Consider the following 23,852-nt stretch of genomic DNA (forward strand, 5'->3'; position numbering starts at 1 on the left):
ATCCTGAACTGCAACGCAAGATGGCCCGCCTCATCCTCGACATCAACGCTCAAGTCGCCGCCCGCATCGGTATCGGCCCGGCCGCCCGAGCCACCTGCGTCAAGCCCGCTGGCACCACCTCTTGCATTCTCGGCACCTCCTCAGGCATTCATCCCCACCATTCGCGGCGCTACATCCGCCGCGCACAGGCCAACGAGGACGAGCTTCTGGTCGACTTCTTCCGCGGCCAGAACCCGCTCGCCGTAGAGAAGTCGGTCTGGAATCCCAATGGCACTGACGTCGTTCTGAACTTTTGCATCGAGGCCTCTCCCGACGCCAAGACCAAGCGCGACGTGACCGCCGAGGATCTTCTGAATTACGTCAAGATAACCAAGGAAAACTGGATCGATTCGGGCAAGCGCACCGAGCTCTGCGCCCAGCCCTGGCTCTCGCACAACGTCTCCAACACAATCTCCGTCAAGGACGAGGAGTGGGTCGACGCCGAACAGTTCATCTACGACAACCGCGCCGTCTTCGCTGGCATCTCCCTCCTCCCAGACGGTGGAGACCTCGATTATCCTCAGGCCCCCTTCTGCGAAATCCTGTCGGCTGACGAGATCGTCGAACTCTACGGAGCTGGCGCGCTGATGTCTTCCGGCCTGATTGTCGATGGCCTCTACGCCTTTGACGACAACCTCTGGGCCGCCTGCGACAGCGTGCTCGGCCGCGGTGAGGATCTCCAGGCTCCGATTTCCGGCAACCCGCCCAAACGGGTGCGCGAGGCGATCGAGGCGGTGCGCGAGGAAAAACGGGATTGGTTACGCCGCGCTCACAAGTTCGCCAAGAACTACTTCGGCGGTGATTCGCTCAAGATGACCCGCTGCCTCAAGCGCGTGCATAGCTGCAAGCTCTGGGAAGACCTTACACGTACTTACCTGCCCGTCGACTTCACCCAGCTTCAGGAGCGTCACGACACCACCACCGTGGCCCAGACCGTCGCCTGCGCGGGCGGCCAGTGCGAACTGATCTGAGCGGGGGGGGGCGAACATGCTCTACTGGATGTCTAATCTGCTGAGCGGACTCTGGGGTCCGTTTCGGTTGCTGGGGTCGCACCTGATCTTGCTGGCTGTGGGGACGCTGCTTGCCGGGTTGGTCGTGCACCGTTATCTGCCGCTCACATGGGGCCGCCTGCCGCAAGACAAGGGGAAAAAACTGGTCAAGGACGGACAGCGCTCGGCGGGCAAGCCGACCGGTGCCGGCTTGGCGATAGGCCTTCTGATCCTGCCGGTGATCCTGCTCGTCACGCCGCTCGATGCGTGGGGCTACGGCGTATTGCTCTGCCTCTACCTCTGCATGGCGTTCGGCTATCTCGACGATGCCAGCGCGACGCCTTGGGGCGAGCTGAGGAAGGGGATGATCGACCTGCTTGTGGCGCTCGCCGCCGCATTCTGCCTGAGCCAAGGACGCGACGTGACGATCTGGCTGCCGGTGTACAAGAATGCAATCATCGTGCCGCTCGCCCTCTACCTGCCGCTAGCGACGGCCGTGCTGTGGTTCACAACCAACGCCACCAACTGTTCCGACGGCGTGGACGGGCTGGCCGGAACGCTGACCCTCTTCTCGCTTTTCGCGATGGGGGCGCTGCTCTACGGCGTGATCGGCTATCGCCCGATGGCCGAATACCTGCTGATCCCCCACAACCCTGACGGAGCCCGCTGGGCGATTCTGATTTCGACCGTGGCGGGCGGCCTCGCCGGCTACCTCTGGTACAACGCCGAGCCCAGCCGCGTACTGATGGGCGACGCCGGATCGCGCCTGCTGGGACTCCTGGTCGGTGTCGCGGCCCTGACTGCGGGCAACCCGTTCCTGATCATCGTTGTCTCGCCGGTTGTGCTCGTCAACGGCGGCACCGGCCTACTCAAGCTGATTCTGCTGAGGCTGCTAAAAAGGATCGGTTTCGATACCACGCCGCCCCACACGGCGACGCCTGAACAAGCCGCCGACCAGCACGTCCTCGTCAAGATGCTCCACAGTGTGCGCTTTCCCCTCCACGACCACTGCCGCCGCAATCTCCACTGGAGCAATGCGCAGGTGCTGATGCGCTTTGCGCTGATCCAGTCATTTCTGACGCCGCTGCTCTTCGTGCTGCTGGTCAAGATCCGGTGATTCTAGTCCCGGTCGTGCGCGGCCATGTGTCTGACAATCATGGGGCCAAACACGGCGTAGCACAGCCCCAGAATCAGCATCACGAGGGCGACCCATCTCGAGTAGTCCTTGGGGAGCAGAACAAAGAGAAAGACAAGGACGGCGCAGGGCACAAACATCACCGCCTTCTTGGTGGGCTTGGGGTATCTCACATTGGAAACCTGCAGGCTGATGAAGGTCAGAATGCCAACCAGAAAGAGCGTGGCAAATCCGCCTTGCTGCAACGAAAAGGACCCCTGATCCAGATTGTGAGGGGACGCCGACTGGCTGATGAACACAAACAGGGCAACCCATCCGGCGTTAGCGGTAATCGGAAGTCCGCCATAGCCGCCCTGCCCGCGCAGCGGATCGGCGACCTTGAACCGGGCCAACCGGACCACCCCGGAGAGCGCGACCGCCGACGGCAGCAGCACCCGGATCAGCGGATCGGTTCCGGCCTTCATCGTGACGGCGAAAATCAGAATCGCTGGCGCAATGCCGAATGCGGTCATGTCCACATAGGTGTCCAGTTCGGCCCCGAATTCACTCGTGCCTTTCAGCCAGCGCGCCACATTCCCGTCCAAACCATCGAGAATCATCGCCAGCATGATCAGTCGCGCGGCGTTGAGAAATTCAGTGCCGAGCGCGTCATCCTGAAATCCCTGCACCACATAGACAATGCTCAGAAAACCGGAGAGCATGGCACCCAGCGTGATCAGCGACGGAATGATCTGCCGCCAATTCAGAAACGCTGCCGGTTTTTTTTGTAACTGTTGCATGTCAGATTACCTTTCCGATGACGGACACTCCCGCCTGAACCCGATCACCCTCTTTCACCCGGATCGCGATATCCGCCGCCGGGAAATACATGTCCAGCCGGGAGCCGAACTTCATCATGCCAAAAGCGTCTCCCGCGGCCACCGCCACCCCCTCCGTATGAGACAGCCAGTAGATGACCCGGCGGCACACGGGGCCGACGATCTGATTCACCAGACAGCAGGTGCGCGGATTCTCAATCAGAATCGAATTATGCTGGTTCACATCGGACGATTTCTCCGTGAACGTGAATAGGTGTTTGCCAGGGAAATAGCCGAGAAAACGGGATCTCCCCGAAAGAGGCGACCGGTTGACATGCACATCCATGAGGCTGAGAAAGACGCTGATGCGTAGCACATCCCGATTCTGAAACCGCACGGTGTCCTCCGGCTTCAAGCCAGCGAGCATGCGGATGGCGTTGAATCGGTCCGGTGAGAACGTCGTGATTCGGGCCACGACCCCGTCGGCTCCGGAAAGAATGGCATCCGGATCCATTGGGGAGACACGCACGGGATTTCTAAAGAACCAGAGCAGATAACCTTCGATCACAAGCAGCAGCAGACCCGCTGTTGCGAATGCACGCTCGGGGGCCAGAACCCGCAATACCAGCCAGACACCCGACGCAACCAAGCCCGCAATGAGCAGAAAAGGGACCACTTCATGCCGAATTTTCATCGCCCTCCGTTCAGAATCAATATGCCGCATTTAGGGGCATCATCATAATCTCTTCGGCAAGGCTGTGTCTACAGGGAGTTTTTTAGGTATGATCGCGAAAGGGATATTCAAAACCCAAGGAGTTATGATATGGTACTTCCGTCTGCTTGTCTCTTGGTGGAAGAGGCTCAACGCTTGAGTGCCTGACCGGCCGACACGACCACTCCTAAGCACGTTGTTTCCTCCCGCTCCCCTGGGAGAGGGCAGGCTAAGGGTTGTGGGATTGAGCCCGCATTAGAAATTGCCTGTTCAATATGCCGATCAAGCTGAGCCAGAATCAGATTATCAACTGGGGCGGCGCCGCCGTTTACCGCGAGGCAGAAGCCCTCGTTAAACGCGGCGGCGTTCTGCGGGCGGACTTAAACGGTCCGTGGCTCGAGGGGATTGTCGCCCGCAGCAGCGGCACCAACCTCGTCTCCAAGCTGAGAATCAATGAGAACGGAACGGTTGAGAGCCATTGCCCCTGTTATACCAACCGGGAACAGAACTTGATCTGTGCACATGTCGTGGCTCTGGCGATTTTGGTGATGCAGCGGCGCACCGATCCGCTCCGAGAACAAAAATACCAAGAGGAACAGCGCCATGCCCGCGCGACGGCCGCCAGGGCGGCTGCCACGCCGATTCGCCGCAACCCCCGCGGGACGCCTGCGGCGCTGTTGATCTTTCTGCCCCCAGACTGGACCGATGCCTTTGCGCGTGATGCGGTTGAGCTCGGATGCGTTTTTCAGATCGGCACACAGATCCTTCCGTCGCCCGCGCTCACCGACCCCGGCGGCTACGCTTTCTCACACGCTGATGACACCTTGCTCTCGGTGTTGGAGGACATCTGCGAAGGTACCCCGCCGGCCCGCGTCACGGTCAACAAATCCGATTTTTTCAATATCCTCGATTTGTCGCTCCGCCGCGCGCTGCCCGTCACCGACAACACCGATGTCCACGTCCGCGACACGCCGCTGGACTTTTCGCTGCGCGTCGACCTCGACCGCGAGACCGGCGAACTGCTGATCTTTCCCGAGACCGTCATCCCCGGCGCCAGCCCGACGAAATTTCCGACCTATCTGGCCTGTAACAAGAAAAGCTGGGCGCTGGTCAACGGCGTCCTCTGGCCCCTGAAACAGACACTTCCTCTTCCCTACCACGCACTCTATTGGAGCGCGGAACCGGTGGCCATTCCGCGTGCCGACGTCCTCCGTTTCCTGGAGGTCGAGCTACCCCAGTTGCTATCGGTCATCCCCGTGGTTTGCGAGATCGCTCCCGACCTCTTCACCACCTCCTGCGCCCAGCCGGTCTTCCACCTCGTGGTGCGGGGCAGCCCCGCCTCGGCTGCGGTGGAGCTAATGGCCGTCTACGGACAGACTACGTTTGCCGCAGCCAGCCCCGACACAGCAGGGGGCTTTACGATTCCCGACCCCGATGATCTTCTTCATTATTGGAGGCGCAATCCCGATGTGGAGCTCCGGGCTGTCCGCCACCTCAACACCCTGGGCTTTTCGGGGGATCAGGGCGACCGTTTCGATCCGATCATCGGCACGCGTGCTGTCCTCAACTTTCTCGGCAGCGACCTCCCCGCGCTGAGGCGCATGGGTTGGAAGGTCGCCACCGAGGGACGCATGGCTGCCTTTTATGAAGCCATGCCGGTGGTCACACCGGTGGTCCGGGTCGTAACCTCCTCTGGAACGAACTGGTTCGAAGTGGGCATGGATTTCGAATGCGTCGGCGGTCCGGCGCTGACGCCCGCCGACATCCAACGCGCCCTCAACCGCAGGGAGTCGTTCATCGAGCGCGACGGCCAGTCGGTCCTCATTGACCGTTCGGCCATCGAGTCGATGCGCGATGTCTTCAGCGACTGCCGCGCGCGCGACGGCGGGCGCCCCGGAACCTTCCGCCTGCCCACGGTCTACGCGCCCTTCGTCCAGTCCTCGCTGGCGGCCATCGACGGGATCGACGTTGAAGAGCCTCCCGATTGGCGCGCTTCTGCGCGGCAGCAAAACCGCGACCTGAAGCTCACGCCCATTCCCCTGGGGGACGACACGCTCGAACAAACGCTGCGCGATTACCAAAAGCAGGGCGTGTACTGGCTGCGCTTCCTCGAAGCATCGGGGTTCAGCGGGTTGCTCGCCGATGAGATGGGACTGGGCAAAACCCTGCAGACGCTGGTCTGGATCAGTCTGGAACGCATCGCGGCCGATGTCCGCAGCAAGCCCGCCCTGATCGTCTGCCCGACGAGTCTGGTTGAGAACTGGAACCGCGAAGCCGAACGCTTCGTCCCGAAGCTGCGGCGCCTCGTGCTCAACGGGTCTGCGCGCCACACGCTGTTTGAACAGATTCCCCAGCACGATCTGGTGATCACTTCCTACGCCCTGCTGCGCCGTGATCTCGAAGCCTGCTACGCGAACCACACCTTCTCGGTCGCCATTCTCGACGAGGCTCAGCACATCAAGAACCGCTCCACGCAGAACGCCGTCGCCGCCAAGCAGATCCGCGCGGCGTCCCGGCTGGTGCTCACCGGCACACCCGTCGAAAACTCGGTTGCCGACCTGTGGTCAATCATGGACTTCTTGATGCCCGGCTATCTCGGCGAATACGACACCTTCCACGCGCATTACGAAGGGCCGATCAGCTTGGGCGGGGAATCGGGCACGCAAGCGCAGCTCAAGCTCCGCCGCAAGCTCAATCCCTTCCTGCTCAGACGACTTAAGAAGGACGTCGCCAAGGATCTCCCCGCAAAAATCGAGAAGGTGTCGTACTGCATCCTCACCCCCGACCAGCAGCAGGTCTACAACACGCTGCTGCAGGAATCCCGGCGAAAGATCGGCGACTTAGTCCGCGAGAAGGGGTTTGGCCGATGCCGCATGGAGATTCTGGCGATGCTGCTGCGCCTGCGTCAGGTCTGCTGCCACCTCGGTCTGCTCAAGTCCGAGGAGCTGGTCAAGAAGGCCGAAGCGCCGTCGGCTAAGCTCGACCAGTTTTTCGAACTGCTGGATGAGGCGCTCGACGGCGGCCATCGCATTCTCGTTTTCAGCCAGTTCGTCTCCATGCTGAAGATCATCCGCGAGGCGCTCGACACGCGCGGGCTGACCTACTGCTATCTCGACGGCCAGACACACGACCGCATGGAACAGGTTCACCGCTTCAACCAGAACCCATCCATTCCGCTTTTCCTGATCAGCCTGAAGGCGGGAGGCACGGGACTGAATCTGACCGGCGCCGACATGGTCGTCCACTTTGACCCGTGGTGGAACCCTGCCGTCGAGGACCAGGCCACGGATCGCGCCCACCGCATCGGACAGAAAAAGACGGTCTACAGCATCAAGCTCATCGCCGAACACACCATCGAGGAAAAAGTGCTCGCCATGCAGAAGAAGAAGCAGGCGGTCATCAACGCGACGATCGGAACGACCGACGACGCCTTTCTCAACACCCTCTCGTGGGATGACGTGCAGTCCCTGCTGGAGGGATAATCCCACGCTGCACCTCTTTATTGGAATCCCCTATGATCGCACAGCCTCCTGTCACAGCGAATGCCCACACACACACGCCAACCCCCGTCCCCCCCCTCGGCGAGAAGTTGGACACCTTGATCGCCGGGCTGCCCCCAGATGGTGTGACGCTGGCCACGATTCTGGATTCTGTTGGGCAGGATGGTTTTCTCTTGCTCACGGTCTTTTTGACGCTTATCTTTCTGGTCCCCGTCTCCATCCCGGGCGTCAGCACGGTTTTCGGGTTTGCGATCCTGATGATCGGCGTCAGCCGTCTTTTCAACTGTCCCGTGTGGATGCCAAGCCGCCTCGCACACCGCGTCTTGCCCGCAGATAAACTGCGCGTGGCGTTCATTCAAGGCAGCAAATGGGTGCGTCGCCTCGAACGCGTGAGCCGCCCGCATCGCCTCAATGGACTGGTCGCGTCTCACTCGGCGACGTTTCTTAACAACGGCGCCCTGATTCTGGGAGCTGCGCTGCTCATGGCGCCCTTCGGTCTGATCCCCTTCAGCAACACCTTCCCAGCCCTAGCTATCCTGTTTCTCGCCGTTGGGCTCATGCAAAAAGACGGCCTTTGCATTCTCATTGGCCATTGCGCCAACCTGCTCACGATCCTTTATTTCACCCTACTGACGGTCGGCGGTGTCGCGGCCATTCTCGAGGCTGTGCGACGTCTCTTCGCCCGGGCCTAATTCAGCCACAAGCAAACAGCGCCACACGTTCGCCTACCCACAACTGATCGATGTTCATTTTCAATTGCTTAGGTCGTGTCACTGGTGATACTATCGACGCGAATAAACACGCACTCACACGATCACCATCCACGCGCTCCAAGCGAATACGTGTGGGCTGTTGTTCTTGCCACCCGGAGGTCAGAGTCCTTCGGCAACCCGACAGGAGAGGCGCATCATGAGAACAGGTATCTTGGCTGCGGCCATGGCTGCGGGATGTGTCGCGATCACGGCCGTCTCACAGTCCATTCCTGACAAAGCTGTTGAAATCCAGAATCCGGCCTGGACGATGACCTATGGGGCCGAGGTTCGTTTTCGATTCGACGATTTCGTTCAGGTGCCCGGAAGGTGGAATGCCCGACCCAGCAAGGACGTGGTCTACACGCGCACACGGACGCGGGGTTGGATGGAAGCAGCCTACGGCGATTGCGCGCTGTATCTTCGTGCGGCGAACGAGTGGAGGCATTATTTTGTAAGTCCCAGCGCCAAGGATCCCAATAGCTATCACTGGGCCGATGAGGCGTATGTGGACAATCTGTATCTGACCCTCTCAGGTTTGGATCTAATGGACCATGACACCCAGCTTCGCATCGGACGGCAGGATTTGAAGTTCGGAGCGGGACGAGTGTTTGCGGATGCAACACCGGGTGACGGATCACGTTCATTTTTCGCCGATGCCATCCGAGCGACGATCAAGACCGCCGAGAAATCGAGGATCGACCTGTTTTATGCCTATCTGCACACGGAGAACGAACTGACCCTCGGCGATCAAGACAGGCTCTTGACGCAATGGGGCGTTGAACAGGCCGTGGGCGCGTATTATGTCAATGGGGAAAACAAGCAGGTGCCGTTTAAAGCGTATTATGTCGGCGTGTTTGGCCAGACGGCGATGGACCGGCTGAACACCTGTGGCATGCGGGTGCTGCCCGCCTTCGGCGATCACGTGAAGGGCGAACTGGAGACCGCCTATCAGTTTGGCGAGTGGCAATCCGAACGCAATATCTCGGCCTACATGGTTTATGGCGGAGTCACGGGTGATCTGGCCTCGCAACACCCCTGTAAACCCTATGCGGGCGCGGCCGTCTATCTGCTGTCGGGTGATGATGGCCAGGGCGACGACTCGGCATGGAAGCCGGCGCTGGCGCGCGGCGACACGCAGATGAGCGAGCTGATTTACCGGTCCCGCCCCGAGCAGTGGTCCAATCTGATCTTTCCGCATGTCGAGCTGGGCATCGCCATGTCCAAGGACCACAAGGCGCGCCTGCTCACGGGCATGCTGTATTACGACGAGAAGCCTGTGGGCGCGACATCCCGCGAGCAGGGGTTCTTCACGATGCTGCGCTATGACTTCCCGCTGGTCAAAAACCTGTTTGGCACGCGCGGCGAGATCAAGGGCGCGCTTTTGGGCGAGGCGCTCATACCGGGAGACCTGTACACACAGAACGATGAGACCGCCTATTGCTTCCGCTTTGAATTGAATGCGGCGTACTAACGGCTGGGGCGCCTGCACACGACCGAGGTCATGCAAGCGCCTTTTCGGTTTGCGGCGCGCAACACACGCCTGCACGCGCAGACGGAAAGGAGAAGGTAGCGATGAGACCAGGAATATGGGAAGTGGTGATCATAGTGCTTGCCGTGATCATTCTGTTTGGCGCCAGACGATTGCCGGAGTTGGCCCGGGCGCTGGGCTCCAGCATTGCCGAATTCAAGAAGGCTAGGAAAGAAGCCGAAGCCCAGAAGCCCACTGATAGGTCCGGCCCCGCCTGCTGAAGGCCTTCGGGAACCGATCCTGAGTGGTTATGCAGGCTTATTCGGGGATCTGTGCCATGATTGACGCGATGCCGCTCTCCTTTCTGCCCGCATCGGTGGGCTTCTTGGAAGTCGTGTTGGTGCTCGCCGTGGCGTTGGTGCTGTTTGGCCCAAAGCGCTTGCCGGAGGCCTCCCGGAAACTGGCACTCGTGCTAAACAGGCTGCGGCAGGCGATGAATGAGTTCAAAGAGCAGCTCAGGGCGCTGGAAGAGGAATCACCCCCTGAACAAAATCCGGAAATCCGGCGATCCGAAATTCAGGAGGGAGTGTCTGATGAAAGGTCTTCGGACTCTCGATCCGCTGATTAAGCCGTTTTTGGACCATCTGCAGGATCTACGGCTGGCGTTGATCCAGGCGGCGGCATTGCTGGCCATTGGCGTGGTGGCGGCGATTCCGCTGGCACCCTGGATGCTGGCTTGGCTCCGGGATCCGTATGTTCGGGGAGGTTTGGCCAACGTGGTTGCCTTGCGCGTGACACAGGTAGGGGGCGGCTTTAATATCATGACGCAGGTGGTCTGCTGGTCGGGCCTGATTTTCAGCCTGCCGTTTATAGTGATGGTGGCCGGTCGCTTCGTTTTTCCTGGACTAACCGAGCGGGAGCGCCGGTTTGTCTGTCTGGGCGGTGGCGCGTCCATTGGGCTGTTCATCATCGGGGTTTGGATGGCGCATCGTTGGACCCTGCCGGTGGCCTTTCAGATGATGCGGCAGATCGAGGTCTGGATGGGCACCCCGGCCGAATTCTGGGAGACGGGAAACTACGTCTCGTTTGCAAGCAAGCTGCTGCTGGCGTTTGGTGTCGCGTTTCAGTTTCCCATGGTTGTGTTTATGCTGGGCGCCTTGGGAATCGTGAGTTCAGCCCAGCTTCGCGACAGGCGGCGGCAGGTGATCGTGTTGCTCTTGGTGGTGGCGATGCTGATGACGCCGCCAGATCCCTTTTCCCAGGTGCTGATGGCCGCCCCGTTGATGGTGTTTTACGAGGCCGTCATCTGGCTGGTCTGGTTGCGCGAAAACCGCATCCGGGCTGACAAGCCGTGTCCGGCCCATCGGTAGATCCCGTATCCCCCGGACGGTTGGAGCACCTGCAGGATCTCACGCATCAATGCGTGTTGCATGAGCATTTCACCGAGGTATAGCGGCCGTGGCGCTGCAGCGGGGATCCAGCGCCAGCATCCTGAGCATCAGGCCGTTGCGCTCATCCTGATTCATGAAGACAACGCTTGCCAAATCGCGCAGCGCCCGCATCGCATCAAAATACTCCGGGTCCTTCTCAAGGGCTTTCTTGAAGTAGTCGGCGGCTTCGCTCTTGCGCTCCTGCGCCTCCCGAAGCAGGCCCATCAGATAGTAAACCTGCGGACGGACCGGTTCCTTGCCATCGCCAGCAGACCGAACCGCGCAACCGGATGCAGTGGCCTGAGGCTCGAAGCATGCAACGAGACTGGACGATTCATGGCTACGTCTCCCTCTGGCTTGTTGTGAGTCGTGATCCGAACGCGCATGTCTATCATTTCGGCAGCACAAACCGCGGGTACACCTTCTCGGGAGCCGACGTCCGTTCAAAGCCATCCAAGCCAGGGGCTAATTGTAGCCTGTAGCGCGGCCCGCTACCCTTGTCGTCGTCATGGAAGACGAGATTCATTCCAAACTCCATTCCGGGTGCCAGCCCGAGGTCGGCCAGCGGCAACCGCAGTTCGTAGGAGGTAGCCGTCGACTCACGCGTGACACCGAAACCGGCATTCTTCGGCAGGCTGGTGGTGCCTTCCGCTTGATAGAGCTGGGGGCCATCCTGGGTCTGCGCCAGTCCCAGATTCCAATGAACGTTCTTGGTGACGATCCCCACCTGCATCACGTCTCCTCTGAAGATCTCATCACCGGTACTCGAATTGAGGTGCGTGTCATCGGTGACCACCGCCGCGAGGTACAGCGCGTTGCTGTCACAACCGAGGTACACCTTGGCGCCGAGGTCGTCGTAGCCGTTCCAGTCGATGGATCCATCGGCCCCTTTCTTGGCCCGGCGCTCTGTCGGGAAGATATCGTCCGGCCCGTCAAGCGAAAGAGCCTCCATCCCCCACTCGCCATCCGCCAGCATTCCGTTCAGCCGGACGGGGTTCTCGATGCTCACGATGACGCGCGGCGCATTCGCCGAACGGGGCGCGATGTCCCCGATGGGTCTCAGCAGCTTCGCCGATCCGCTCCCCATGTTGTGATACCGACTGTCGTTGAACATGGGGCCATCGGTGATGTCACCCTCGATCGTCACAAACCCGACGTAACCGGTGTAGACGCTGATAGGGGCGGTAAGCTCCCCGATGGAGGGTGGGTTAACGTCCTGCTTGAACGTGCCGTCTTTCTGCACGGAGCCAGTCGCTATTTGCCGCTCAGCCGGCTTGCCGGTCGCCACGTCGATCAGCGTGGGCTTCCCTCCAGACAGGCACAACAGCACCGGGACATCTGGGGCGGTGGCGGCTGCAGAAATGGCGATGCTATTGGTTGCGGACGGAGGGGGCGGCGGCGGCGGCATCAACACGGCAACCGGCTCGTACCTCAGAAACCGCGTGTCCACCTGCGTCTGCCAGACCACGTCGCCCGTGCGTCTGTTCAGCGCCATCAGGCGGCCGTCGCTGCAGCCGAACACGACCAGATTGGGCTCCATCACCACCGGGCAGCGGCAGAACTCGCTGCCCAGCTCGCGGGACCAGAGCACCGTGCCGTCCACGCTCCGAACCGCCCGGGCGACGCCTTTCTGGTCGGCCATGTACACCACCCCGCCACTCACGGCCGGCGTGGACTCCGTGTTCGTCGCCACCGGCACCTTCCACAGCTCGTGTCCGCTGGTCATCTCGATGGCGTGCAGCCAGCCGGCCGATGTGATCACAAACAGATTGGCGCCTTCCAGCGCCACCGACCCATAAACCGCGCCGGACAGCTTCGTTTCGCCGAGGATCGCACCACTGGCAATGTCCAGCGTGTAGAGCGTGCCTGCGTCGGTTGCCATGTACACGTCCATCCCGTTCACGGCCGGGCTTCCCGTGAGCCGCTCGCCAATCACGGTGGACCAGAACGCCCGCCCGGATGTCGGGTCGATGCACCAGAGCTTGCCGTCGCTGCCGGGCTTCAGCAACGCCCCCCCTGACAAGGTGACGACCGGTCCGAATCCCATGCCTCCGGTGCGGAAGGTGTCCGCCGGCGCGTCCAACGACGGGACATCGAGCGGGTACCGCTGGTTGAAACCCAGGGAACGAGACAGGTACAGGGTCCTGTCCGACATCATGATCTGCGACACGGGCGTTGCCCAGCGTGGCACGGAGCTCGATCCGCCGACCGATCTAGACTCGTATCCGGACGCCAGCGACAAGCGCCGCCTGTCGACGCGCGCAAACGACCCCATGTACGTGCTCTGCGCCGCCGCGTCAGAGACGCCTTCCTTCTCCCCGCCCGACAGCGGTCCATACACTTCCAGCTCCGTCACCGTCTGCTCGCGCGGCAGCCTGTTCACCAGGGTCACACGGACCTCGTCGGCCCGGCGCGCGGGGAACGTGATCAGTCGGAACAGGCTCCTGTTGTTCCGAACTGCGGCCACCCGCACAACCTTCTTCTGCATCATGTCCGACACGAACACGTCAAAGTGCCGCGGGATATTGGCCGCGTCATACTCGTTGAAATAAACCGCCACCATCGAGACCCATCGGGGATTCTTGATCCCCATCGAAATCTGCGTGTCGCTGTTCTCCAGATAGGACCAGTGCCACTGGCTGCTGATGTCGTTGAGTCGGCCATTCTGGAGGAAGGCGTCAACCACCAAAGAATCGGCGATCTGCTGGGGCCGCTGCGACAAGATGACGTTCGGTATCTGCTCGCTCAACACGCCCAACGGGTTGTACTCCTTGAGGAACAGCGGGTTTTTCAGAATGACCGGCTCAATGTCGTACAGCGGCGGATACAGCATGTGGTTGACGCTGGGGAAGCGGATACGGCGCAAGCTCACGCCATCCACCAGCGCATCACCGCCCTGCCCTTGGAATCCCACACGCAGCGCCTTGGGATCGGATCCGCTCTTAAACACAATCCGGGCGAACGCCCAATCCGGGCCGCATTCCAGAACGCGCACCACGCTGTCCGGGTGCCGGTTCTCCGACTCCGCGCCAGCCAAGAGTCGCACGGCATGCTCCGGCGTCGCCCGCCGATGGAAGAACTCCAGCACCCATGTGAAATGATCCCCAATCAACCCCTCGACCTGCTGCTGCACCGGCGCGTTGCCGACCTTCAGGCAGCGCTTGCTCTGGTAACCACCGTCGACATAAGAGACCACGGCTTGCGTATCAACGTTCGTATCCACCCGCCATCCGCCAGCCCCCTCGCAATCGCCGTTTTCCAACCGACAGCGATCGAGGGTGACCCGTTTGTCAAGCTCGCCGGGCTCATCCGAGACCTGTTTGAAAAGCTTGTCGGAGAAGTCCGGGATGGTCTCGTCCACGTTCGGGAATGCCGTCTTCTGGAGACTCTGGTTGTGCGGTGCAAGCGACGTGGACCACAACAACTGGGCGCTCAAGTCGCAGCACATCACGGAACCGCGGAGCCCGCCGACAAGGAAAGACTTCGAATCCGGCGTGAACGTCACAGAGAATCCCATCTCGGGCAACCGAATCTGACCGGTACGCTTGCCCGTCGCCACCTCGTGGACGAAGGCATTCCAGTACTCATCGAGCAGAACAACGGTCGCCCCATCGGGGCTGATCTGAGCAAAGGTCGGCGTCCACGGGAACGGGCCCATTCGCGAAATCTCCGTGTCCCCGCGCACCAGACGGAAATCCTTACCGTCCGGAATCAAACCGCCTGCATCCCCGAGAGTGATGACCGAGCCGACGGGCGGGGCTAAATCGACCCGGACCACTTCGAGATCGCCGTCATAATGCGTCCTACCTGCGGTGGGCCCGGGTGCGCCTTTCTGCCACGACAGCGGCTTCCCGGCGCCGTAGCGTTCGGCCAATTTCCTGACGTTCGTGGTATCGGTCAGGTCACGCAGGATCAGGATTCCGTCCTCGAACGCCGCGACCCGCGTGCCATCCGGGCTGCACACGAACTCGCCCAGTTCCCGGTAGCTCACATTCCCATCCGCATCGGTCTTGGCTTCGCCTCGCCACTCCGCCACGAGGTTTCCGTTCTTGTCCAGCGCACGCATGGTCTCCAGCAGCGGTTCGTAGTAGACGATCATCTGTTTCCCGGGAACGTAGGCATACCGGAAGAGCGTTGCGTACAAAGGTCCTCCCGTGCCCAACCCATGTTTCAAGAGGTCCTGTGTATGAACCTCCCGGTAGGTTGGCCCCTTGTGCGATACGCCCGGGTCCAGGGTCAATCGCATCTGAGAGAGGGGTACGCCATCCAGCGCCACCTGGTAGAGGCGGCTGCCGTAGCTCGTGAACACCACGACACGGTCGGTGTCCACGTCCAACCGGCACGCGCCCATTTCCGGCAGGCGCCGGGAGAACCGCAGGTTTCCCTTGGTATCCAGCGAGTAGAGGTTGTCGCCGTGTCCCCACGTGATCACGTAGAGGTTGCCGGCTGCGTCGAACTTCATGTCGATGATATACTCGTTATTGCCCATGAAATGTGTGGCCGCTGTCTGGGCCGCTGTCTCCCGCCCTTCCTTCGTGACCGGCTGACCGTAAGACGCCGACTTTGACGCGGCCTCGACGGCGCGGGGCAGTCCCGTCAGCGCAGGATCGTCCAAAATCCGGCTCACGGCGCGGCGCACGCCCGCGTTGTCGTTGGCCACAAGCAGAAGCGTGTCGTATTTCCAATGCAAGCCGCGGGACGCCACTTGGAGCGTCGGCTGGACTGGCAAGCCGAGCGAACCGATGGGGCGCTCCGTCACAAACCCCTTCTCCGTCAGCGTATTCAGCAATGTCGACCCGTGCGACGCGCTCACGATGATCAACGGGCTATCCACCACCGACCGAGGTTCGATGATGCCGCCATCGGTTCCGCCATGGCCCCCGGCCCAGTAGTGGAATCCGTCCGCACAGGGATCCGCAGAGTTGCCCGAATCGCCGGAGGCCAGACGCCAGACTCGATTCTCGGGCATCAGGGTCACCCTCATCCCCTTCGCCCCAAGACCGGCGATCAGGCGGTCCACCTCAGCCTTCGAACCCTCAAGGCCGCGCCCCAGAACGAGCAGGGCGTTGGTGTTGGATTTCAGGAACCGCGCGATCTCAGCGGGATACGGCACATGCGGAGCCACCGCGTCATCAAGGTGGAGCACACCCTCATTCCCGGCCGGAGTCTCGATCGGGATGCGGCAGGAGATCCCGGAGATGTTCTCGATCACTTCCACCGACATCTCGGGATCACGGCCTGAAGTCAAGGGAACATCCAGCTCCAGTTCACCCTTGGAATGAAGCGCTCGGTAGATGGAATACACAGCCTGTCCTTTTCCGTTGAGGAGGCGGATGCGCGCCGGAAAGACACCGGACAGGACCTTCCCGGACTCGCCGATCAGCGTGCCACTCAACAGCAGCGAGGATCCCGCAGTATCGCGCCGTGCCGCGACCCGGAGGGCCGCGATTTTCTCGGGCACGAACGCCGCCATCGCACCCTGCACGCGGGTCCTGTCCAGCACCAGCGAGCGCTCCTGGCTATTCGTCGTCTGGGCGAGCGGCAGCTCGGTCCGCGCTAACAGGTCGTAGGCGACTTCTCCCCTCCGGGCCGGGACCGTGAGCGGCATGCGCACCGGCTTGGACATGATATCGCGACAGGTCTGACCATAGTCTGGATCATCGTAGTTGGCCATAATGAGATACTGGATGTCGCCCCCGTCGCGCCAGTTGGGGCCCATTGCAAACGGGCCGCGCGCCGTAGGTTCAACACCCCACTCCACCATCTTGGGGCGAAGATAATCCGTGCAGGCTTGGGTCAAATCAAACACCTTGGCTAGCTCTGCGTCATAGCCGGCCACATTGAAACCCGGCCCCAGATAATAGTTCATCAGGTCAAAGTCCTGCATCTTGGTGACCCCCGTAATCTGGGTGTCGAGCGTGCTGTCGCGCTCCACGACGACTTTGCAGCCCCGTTTGATTGCCGCGCGAAGCTGATCCAGCGCGCTGGCGGTCAACTCGCCGGGGAACCGGATGCCGGGGACGAAGATCACCTGATAGCCGTCGAGAGGCTGCTCCATGTCGCCTTCACGCAGGAAGACCGCCGGGTACCCCAGACGCCAACAGGAAATCCACAGTTCCTCAATCTGGTTGGCGGTGCGGATCGACTTAAACTCGCTCATCGAGAGCTGGGCCAGGGTATTGACAATGCCGACCTTCAGATAACCCGGCTTCGTGGCGCGCGAATACACCTCCCCGTACGGGGCCAAGATCTCTTGATTCAGCCACCGGATCGTCTCTTTGCTCTTAATCATGTTGGGATTCGGCGCATCCGCGAAGGTCTCGTGCATGTGGAACGTGGAGATGCCGTCCGCACCCTGCGCCAGCATGGCAAAAGCCATCTGCCGCTGCAACTGGCCGTCCGACAGCGTCCGCGCGTCCGCATTCATCGAGATATTGGCCCACACGAGCCGCTTGCCGCCGACGGGCGATTCCCGCAGCAATGGAATCATGATCGGCGCATGTGCCCAGTGGCCGATGGTGGGACCGTCGTGATAATGTTGGCTAGTGGCGATATCGAGATTCTCGAACACGTTGGGATGGTATCCGTTGTCGAAATCGGCAGCGGAACAGATCGCGCCGTAGCCGTTCTGCACGAACATGAAGCTACAATGATACGTGCCCATCCGGGCTCGGGGCAGCAGCTCGCGGCCGGCCGAGGCCAGGCGCGTGTTGAAATCGCCCCATCCGTTCATCTCCCACTTGCGCAGTTCAAGAAACCGCTCCATGGCCAGGGGGTCCCACGTGTCCGGTGCGGTCTTCAACTTCGACACGTTCCGGCTGCCTGCCGCGCGAATCTGGTTCGGCGTCACGTTGGTGAAAGTCTGCCTCGCCCGCATCAATCGCCACGATGGGAAGAAGTTATCGTGCTTCTTTGGAACGCCCACCAGGCCGCGCTCGTACGATTCCTCATAAAGGTACTGGCCATCATACGCAGGCGAGTGGCGCATGGACGTCACTTCGCGCCGGATCCACCGCTCGCCCGCATTGATGTAGGCGTCAATATACCGCGGGATCTCGTTATCCCCCGCCCCGTGCAGAACGTCGCCATACTCCAGGCCATACCGCACGCAGGCATTCAGAATTTGGTCCCGCCCCGATGGCAGGTAGATCGCATCCGGCGGCATCAGCCGTTCATCGGCCTCGGAAATGACTGAACGCATCTCGCCACGCCGGTTGTGGTGATCGCTGCTATAGGTGTGGTAGTCGAATCGATTGTACCCCAGCTCATCCAGCGATGCCATGGCCCGGTCGATATCGACGGGGTTCTCCCCATTCTGCGACCCCAGTATGGCGTAGGTCTGGTGTGTGTACTTCGAGGTCTTGATCATTCGGAACAGGCTTTCGCGCGGCGCGGCCATGTCAAACCGGAACGGATAACACGCCACGCCCGGCGGCAGATTCGTCATCGTCAGCTCATAACGACCGGGCAGTAGGCGGCGGGTGATGCTGTCGGGGATGCTCAGGGCTCCGCTATGCCACCTGCCGCCCGGATCCTCCATCGTCAGGCGGTCCTCGCGGCCATCGGGATGCGTCAGGACCACCGTCCGACTTCCGGCCGGACGCGCGCCGCGAGATCGGAGCACGGCCTGCAGGCGGATCGTCTCCCCAGCAACAAAGGCGTCACGTCCTTTGTTGCTGACAAAGCAGGCGGTCCCGTCCTGTTTCGGCTCGATCACGCAGCAGGCGAACTCGGCCATCAGCGGGGAGAGTGTGCCAGCATCCTCCGGGCCAAACAGCATCACCCGGAAGATGTAAAACCCGTAAGGGATGTCCGGCGTCTTGAACGTCAGTGTGTCGCCTTCCCAGGACTGCGCGGGGAAAAAGGTCCAGGACCGGCTCGTGAAGTGAAGCGGATCGTACGGCGAATACGCCATCCGCACTTCGGGACGCCTCGGCTCTCCGGCAGCCAGCGGGGCAAACACGCCGGGGAAAACCACGTCCAGGATGCGGCGGTTCACGCGCTGGACCGCATCGTCGCTCAGCGTGGCCATCTGCGCCGCCTCGGCGCGGAGCGCCTCATCCGCCTTGAGATCGGCCAACGCCGCCGCGCTGAAGAACGTCCTGTCATTGATCAGACTGTTGAGACGGGAGAAGACCGAAAGTCCGCTCTGGAGGATGTTAGCCCGGTTCGTGGCATTCGCCGACGCCAGCCACTGGTCCAAGGTGTCGGCATCGGCGGCCTCCGTGGTCGTCAGCACGTACTGGCAGACACGCCGAATCTGGGCCGTCAGCGGATCGTCCTTCGCCAGAGGACTGTTCGTTGCTTTCGCCTTCCGCAGAGCCGCGATCAAGGCGCCCGGATTCTGGAGGGCGTCCAGCTTCAGGGCCGCGAAGTTCTCTTTGAACTGCAGACGCACCACAGCGGGAGTGCCGCGCTCGAAGGTGCAGATTCCGGATTCCAAAGCCATCATCCGGACGGCCATGGGATCCCGTGTGTTTTCCGCGACCATGAACTTGTTCGGGTAGCGATCGAGGTCTCCAGACAATGTCAGCCCGAACGAGGATGAGAGCCCCTCCACGGCCGCGCTGAAGACCGGTTCACCCAGGGTTGGCCCCACGCGAATGCGCGCGGGGGTTCCATCCGTCCGGGGAACGGGAACCCCTCCAAAATTCGCTCCCAGCCCGGTCTTGGTATTCACCCAGGCGGAATAAGACAGGTACGAGACCAGAAGCCGCGATCCCTCGGCCTTGACCGCCGCATTCGTCTTCCCATGTAGCTCGATGGTCCCGCCAGGCAGCACCCGAAAGGCCTGCGATCCCGGTTGAAGCAGATAAGCCTGCGCGTTGGTGTTGGCAGGCAGATAGAGCCGCAACGGGCAGAAATCACGAAAGTACCAAAGCGTATTCTTCGTAAACGCTTCATCGACCCGGTTGCTGGCGGCGTTGAACCCGGGCAGGGTCTCATACACGTTCAACTTCCGGCCAAGCAGCCGGTTTTCGGGGGGGCCCGACTTGTCGGCATCCACGTTCATGATTTCGATCCGGTAAGCCTTCAAAGTCACCGTCCGGCCCTCGATGGTGATATCCGGGTCCGTCGACGAGATCTTCCCGTCTTTGTCGATCGTGAATACGTGGTGCCCCGGATCGATGACATGATCGCCCACGCCCAGCCGACCCGGTTCGAATTCCAGCTCGGACGTCCGTCGGGTGAAGACGCCCTTGTAGTAGCGCTCGAAGGTGTTCGTGCCATTGACGCGCGCTCCCGCCACCCACAGCGTCGCATCCTCTCCCAGGGACTTTGCCGACTGAGTCTGCCGGAGGATCGTGACGACGTTGGGATCCTCGACCGATGCCAGCGACTCGAGGTCGCTGATCAGGCGATCAGGCATATCCGCCGCCACGATCCGCACGACGATGTTGGATTGTGACACCGCCTGCGACACCGCCACACCCGCCGCCAGCAAAACGACCGTCAGGGTCATCCATTTCAAAACCATTGATTGCTTCATTGTCATAGTCCTTCGCTCGGCCAACGCCAGTCACGCCCACCGCACTCCATCGCTTGGTCCAGGCCACCTCCTGCACGCGCCACACGCCTGCCCACCAGAGCCTTTGTCGAGTGCGGGGCACCCGACACGCCCCTAGTGCGTCAGCGTATACATCAACCAGTTGATGCTGAACTGATAAACGAGATCGCGCACCCTGAACCCGCCTTCATCCAAATAGCCATGAGCGCCCTCCCCCATCGGATTCAGCGCCGTCGGTGGCGTGGAAATTTCCCAGAAGCAGCCATAGTCGTTCGGGGAGAAGATGATTGCCGGGCGTCCACGGACGTATGCGGCCTGAAGCGGACGACAGAACTGTTCCTTGCCGACTTGCGGCACCCCGTCAAAGGGGTAAACCATGTTGTAAAGGTCAAAGAACTCGGGCGTCGTCCGCAGCATCTGCTTCATCTCGGAACCGGGCGCGATCCGCTGGACGTTCTGCGGCACGGAATCCATGAACGGGCCGCATCCGGTGCAATCGTCGAGCCACAACGTGCCGCCGCGCTCCAGGTATTTCTTCAGGTTCTCCACCTCCTCGTCCGTGAAGCTGAACGGGAAGTGGCTGGTGAAGTAGATGATCGGGTAATTGAAGATCTCTGGGCTGGTGATCTCCAGTCCCGCATTGTCGACGTAGCTCGGAAACTGACCGTCGGTGCGAAGCGAAAGCTGGTAAAACAAGTAAGGCAGCGCCGTGGGATCGTTACCCCAGTCGGACGGGCATTTTGGAATCAGCCGCCGAATCGTCACCTTGCCGCGCCGGTCGATCAAATCATCACCTTTTGCCATCTTCGTGCTGCCGTCATATACGCTCAAAGCCTTCGACACACCCTTGTTCAGCCAGCCCGAATCGGCCGCCGCGCAAGTGAACGGCACCGCCAATAGGATCGTTGCGGAGACCGCCGCAAAAAGCCCCTTATCCATGAGTCGGAGCGTGATCATAGCCATACCCTCCTCTCCTTAACCATCGCTTACACGCGCCATCACTCCATCACTTCTGCGCGTCCTTCACCGTCAGAACCGGATCCACCCAGTTGGCCACGTCGTTCTCCAATCCGTCGCCCCCATCTTCTATCAGCAGCAACAAGCGCTCGGCATCCTCCATCCCCTCCACAGACAGGGTTTTGGACAGGGTCATCCCCGTCATCAAACCCGACTTGCCGGTCTTGCCCTTCTCCTTGCCGTCAACCAAGATCCTGAACACGACCGAGCCCCTGCCCTTCGTCATCGCATCGATACCAACCGTCACGTCAAACCGCGAGAACTGCTTGTTGAGGGGGTATTCCAATGCCGTTTCCCCCATGCATCCGATCCCGGTGGCATAGGTCTGTCTGCCCAGCGTGAGACGTCCGCCCGAGGCGTTCCGGAATGCTTGGACAGGGACGCCTGAATCGAGGCACGCCAGCGGCCCGCATGCGGTGAGATCCACACGGCCATTCTGAATGCGCGTCAGCCGGAAGCCGCCCACCGCCAATGGGGCCTGGTGGCGCAAAACGACTTCGTTGCGGCCCGCTTGGCAGCCCCGCAGCACAAACGCCGAACGCCGCAAGCCGGAGGCATAGACCTGATCAATGGTGTTGGACGACGCCAGACCCATCATCGGTGCCAGATTGTTGGTGTGCTCGCCCCCCCCGTTGAGTGTGACCCGCATCGTCCGGTTCGTGTCACCCGCTGCGTCCAAGTGCCAGAGCATGCTCATCAGCACATCACCGGACTGGTCAAGCGTGAACGCAAACCGCTCTTCTTTGACGCTCTTAAGAAACCCTTCGTTGACTCGTTCGCCCGCAAAGAGCCGGCCTTTATGGCGTTCCGTCGTATCCCCCCCAACAGCCGTGTACTCAGCCGCACGCCGCCCCCACGCCTCGGCCGGGAAGAAGTCGAGGACCAGATCGTAAGATGTGTCGGATTCCTGAGGCCTCAGATTCCGCAATTCGTGCGCCACCCGGTCCAGCGGCACGGAGGCAAATCGCAGGAACAGAGGGAGCGCCCCTACCGGCAGCGTTTTGCCCAGTGTCACCGGCACCCCAAACGCATCGACCGCCTTGACCGTCGCCCATTCCGCAGGCAACTGATAGCTCTTTGCGCCGCGCACGCGCCACACCACCGCGCAAATGTTCCCGTCCTGCTGTTTGAACAGATAGGCACGGTTGGCCTGCGGATCGTGATCCGCCAGACCAGTTCGCTGCTGGAAATCGAGTTCGGCCAGCATCTTCCGGGTCTCGATGAGCCCAAAATACGCGGGCTTGGGCACAAAGAACGGCCGCTGGCTTTGGATCGCAGTGTTCCCATACACCGGATGGAACAACAGCCCAAATCCGTCTTGGGTTCCATACGCATTCACACTGACAAACTGGTGCGGAAGCGCGCCAGCCGCATGCAACAGGATGGCGGCCCGGACATGGTAAGCCGCCTGGTCCAGCAAGGCAAACTGCTCATCCGTGACCCAGTCCATGTCCGCGATCAACGCCTTGCGGCCCGTGGCCGTCAGCTTCAGTTGGGCGTCCAAGTCCTCCAGAAAATCCTCCATCTGGACCTCCTCGGCCGACACAGTGCCCGGATTCACACGCACTTCGAACTGATCGAACGGCAAGGTGGCGGGATCCAGCATGTTGGTGTTGGCCAGATAGCCCAGCACACGTTCAAAACTGAATCCGCCAGCAATGATGCAGGCGTTTGTATTATACTGCTTGATCCACCGATGGAAAATCTCGAACATCTTCCGGTACTTGTCCTGCGGCAGATAGACCGGGTTCGGGTCCGGTATATCCGGGCTCTGCCAGAAGACCCATTTGGCAGACTCCCGGGCATGCTCCCGGCCAACATTCCGCATGAACGCATTCCAGTCCGCCAAGCGTACAGGCGCCTGCATGTAGCTGCCGACATCACGGGTATACGTGCCATCGTCAACCACCGGCTGCTTCTCCGGGCCGGCCCAGTCGGCGGCATACCCGACAATCGGAACCACCTGATACTGGTTTCCCTCGGATGCGGACGCCGCGTTGCGGCGGAACCAGCCGTGATGATACAGGTCTGGAACGGGCTCGGCGGTATCCCAATCCAGCGCGATCCGCTTCTCCGTCAGCCCGAGATCGCCGTTCAGGCTCCTGAGATCGGCAAGCCGGGTCATGATGGCCTCGCCAAAAAAACGCTTACGGTCCGGAGCCTGGACATCAACCTCCAAGACCCGGTCGAAAGGCAATCCTTCCACGCGCACCCGATAAAACCCCTCGCGCAGCGTTTCCACCAGCGTTACCGTCTCTCGGGCACCGGGGGGCAACGTCCTCTTGATCACACCCTCGTGAGCGACCATTCCCACCGACGTGATCACTCGGAAGCGGGCATCAACCGACATCGGCTCCGCTGAAATACTGCCCAGCGTCATCTTCAGTGGTTGCCCCGGAACGAGCAGCATCGTCTCGTCCGGATAGTCCAGTTCGGCGACCAGTTCCTGCTTCGCCGACAAATGCGTGCTAACCGTGACCTGATCCACCCGGATCGCAGCAGGCC

General features: G+C 61.1%; 13 protein-coding genes. 7 read left to right on the forward strand and 6 right to left on the reverse strand.

Going from position 1 to position 23,852, the window contains the following annotated elements:
- Positions 1–1,026: 1,026 nt before the first annotated feature.
- Entirely contained in the window at positions 1,027–2,145 is a 1,119-nt protein-coding gene (locus FJ222_07190; protein MBM4164209.1) for a phospho-N-acetylmuramoyl-pentapeptide-transferase, read from the forward strand.
- Positions 2,146–2,147: 2 nt separating this feature from the next.
- Here FJ222_07190 and FJ222_07195 read toward each other — a convergent pair whose 3' ends face one another.
- A complete protein-coding gene (locus FJ222_07195) occupies positions 2,148–2,942 on the reverse strand; it encodes a hypothetical protein (GenBank protein MBM4164210.1) in 795 nt (264 codons plus the stop codon).
- Position 2,943: 1 nt separating this feature from the next.
- Entirely contained in the window at positions 2,944–3,684 is a 741-nt protein-coding gene (locus FJ222_07200) for a hypothetical protein (GenBank protein ID MBM4164211.1), read from the reverse strand.
- A gap of 263 nt (positions 3,685–3,947) precedes the next feature.
- Here FJ222_07200 and FJ222_07205 point away from each other — a divergent pair, with 263 nt between their 5' ends.
- The 6 genes from FJ222_07205 to tatC all read left to right on the forward strand — a co-directional run bounded on the left by FJ222_07205 (position 3,948) and on the right by tatC (position 10,762).
- A complete protein-coding gene (locus FJ222_07205) occupies positions 3,948–7,154 on the forward strand; it encodes a DEAD/DEAH box helicase (GenBank protein MBM4164212.1) in 3,207 nt (1,068 codons plus the stop codon).
- Between the two features lie 32 nt (positions 7,155–7,186).
- Complete coding sequence (locus tag FJ222_07210; GenBank protein MBM4164213.1) at positions 7,187–7,864, forward strand: exopolysaccharide biosynthesis protein; 678 nt, start codon at positions 7,187–7,189, stop codon at positions 7,862–7,864.
- A gap of 217 nt (positions 7,865–8,081) precedes the next feature.
- Entirely contained in the window at positions 8,082–9,395 is a 1,314-nt protein-coding gene (locus FJ222_07215) for a hypothetical protein (GenBank protein MBM4164214.1), read from the forward strand.
- Positions 9,396–9,496: 101 nt separating this feature from the next.
- Positions 9,497–9,673: a twin-arginine translocase TatA/TatE family subunit gene (locus FJ222_07220; protein MBM4164215.1), complete on the forward strand. Its 177-nt coding sequence runs from the start codon at positions 9,497–9,499 to the stop codon at positions 9,671–9,673.
- Between the two features lie 29 nt (positions 9,674–9,702).
- Positions 9,703–10,020, forward strand: a complete 318-nt coding sequence (locus FJ222_07225) for a hypothetical protein (GenBank protein MBM4164216.1) — start codon at positions 9,703–9,705, stop codon at positions 10,018–10,020.
- Positions 9,890–10,762 (forward strand): twin-arginine translocase subunit TatC, encoded by an 873-nt coding sequence (tatC, locus tag FJ222_07230; protein MBM4164217.1) that lies wholly within the window; start codon positions 9,890–9,892, stop codon positions 10,760–10,762. Before FJ222_07225 ends, tatC begins: the two co-directional genes overlap by 131 nt.
- A gap of 69 nt (positions 10,763–10,831) precedes the next feature.
- Here the strand turns inward: tatC and FJ222_07235 are convergent, their stop codons facing one another.
- From FJ222_07235 to FJ222_07250, 4 genes are all read right to left on the reverse strand, one after another.
- On the reverse strand, positions 10,832–11,047 hold the full coding sequence (locus FJ222_07235; GenBank protein ID MBM4164218.1) for a hypothetical protein: 216 nt from the start codon (positions 11,045–11,047) through the stop codon (positions 10,832–10,834).
- 166 nt (positions 11,048–11,213) lie between these two features.
- Entirely contained in the window at positions 11,214–20,312 is a 9,099-nt protein-coding gene (locus tag FJ222_07240) for a hypothetical protein (GenBank protein MBM4164219.1), read from the reverse strand.
- 132 nt (positions 20,313–20,444) lie between these two features.
- Positions 20,445–21,293: a DUF4159 domain-containing protein gene (locus tag FJ222_07245; protein ID MBM4164220.1), complete on the reverse strand. Its 849-nt coding sequence runs from the start codon at positions 21,291–21,293 to the stop codon at positions 20,445–20,447.
- 43 nt (positions 21,294–21,336) lie between these two features.
- Positions 21,337–23,852 (reverse strand): hypothetical protein (locus FJ222_07250; protein ID MBM4164221.1); only part of this gene is annotated, 2,516 nt, incomplete at its 5' end.

The sequence above is a fragment of the Lentisphaerota bacterium genome (genome assembly GCA_016873675.1).
Lineage (GTDB): Bacteria > Verrucomicrobiota > Kiritimatiellia > RFP12 > JAAYNR01 > VGWG01.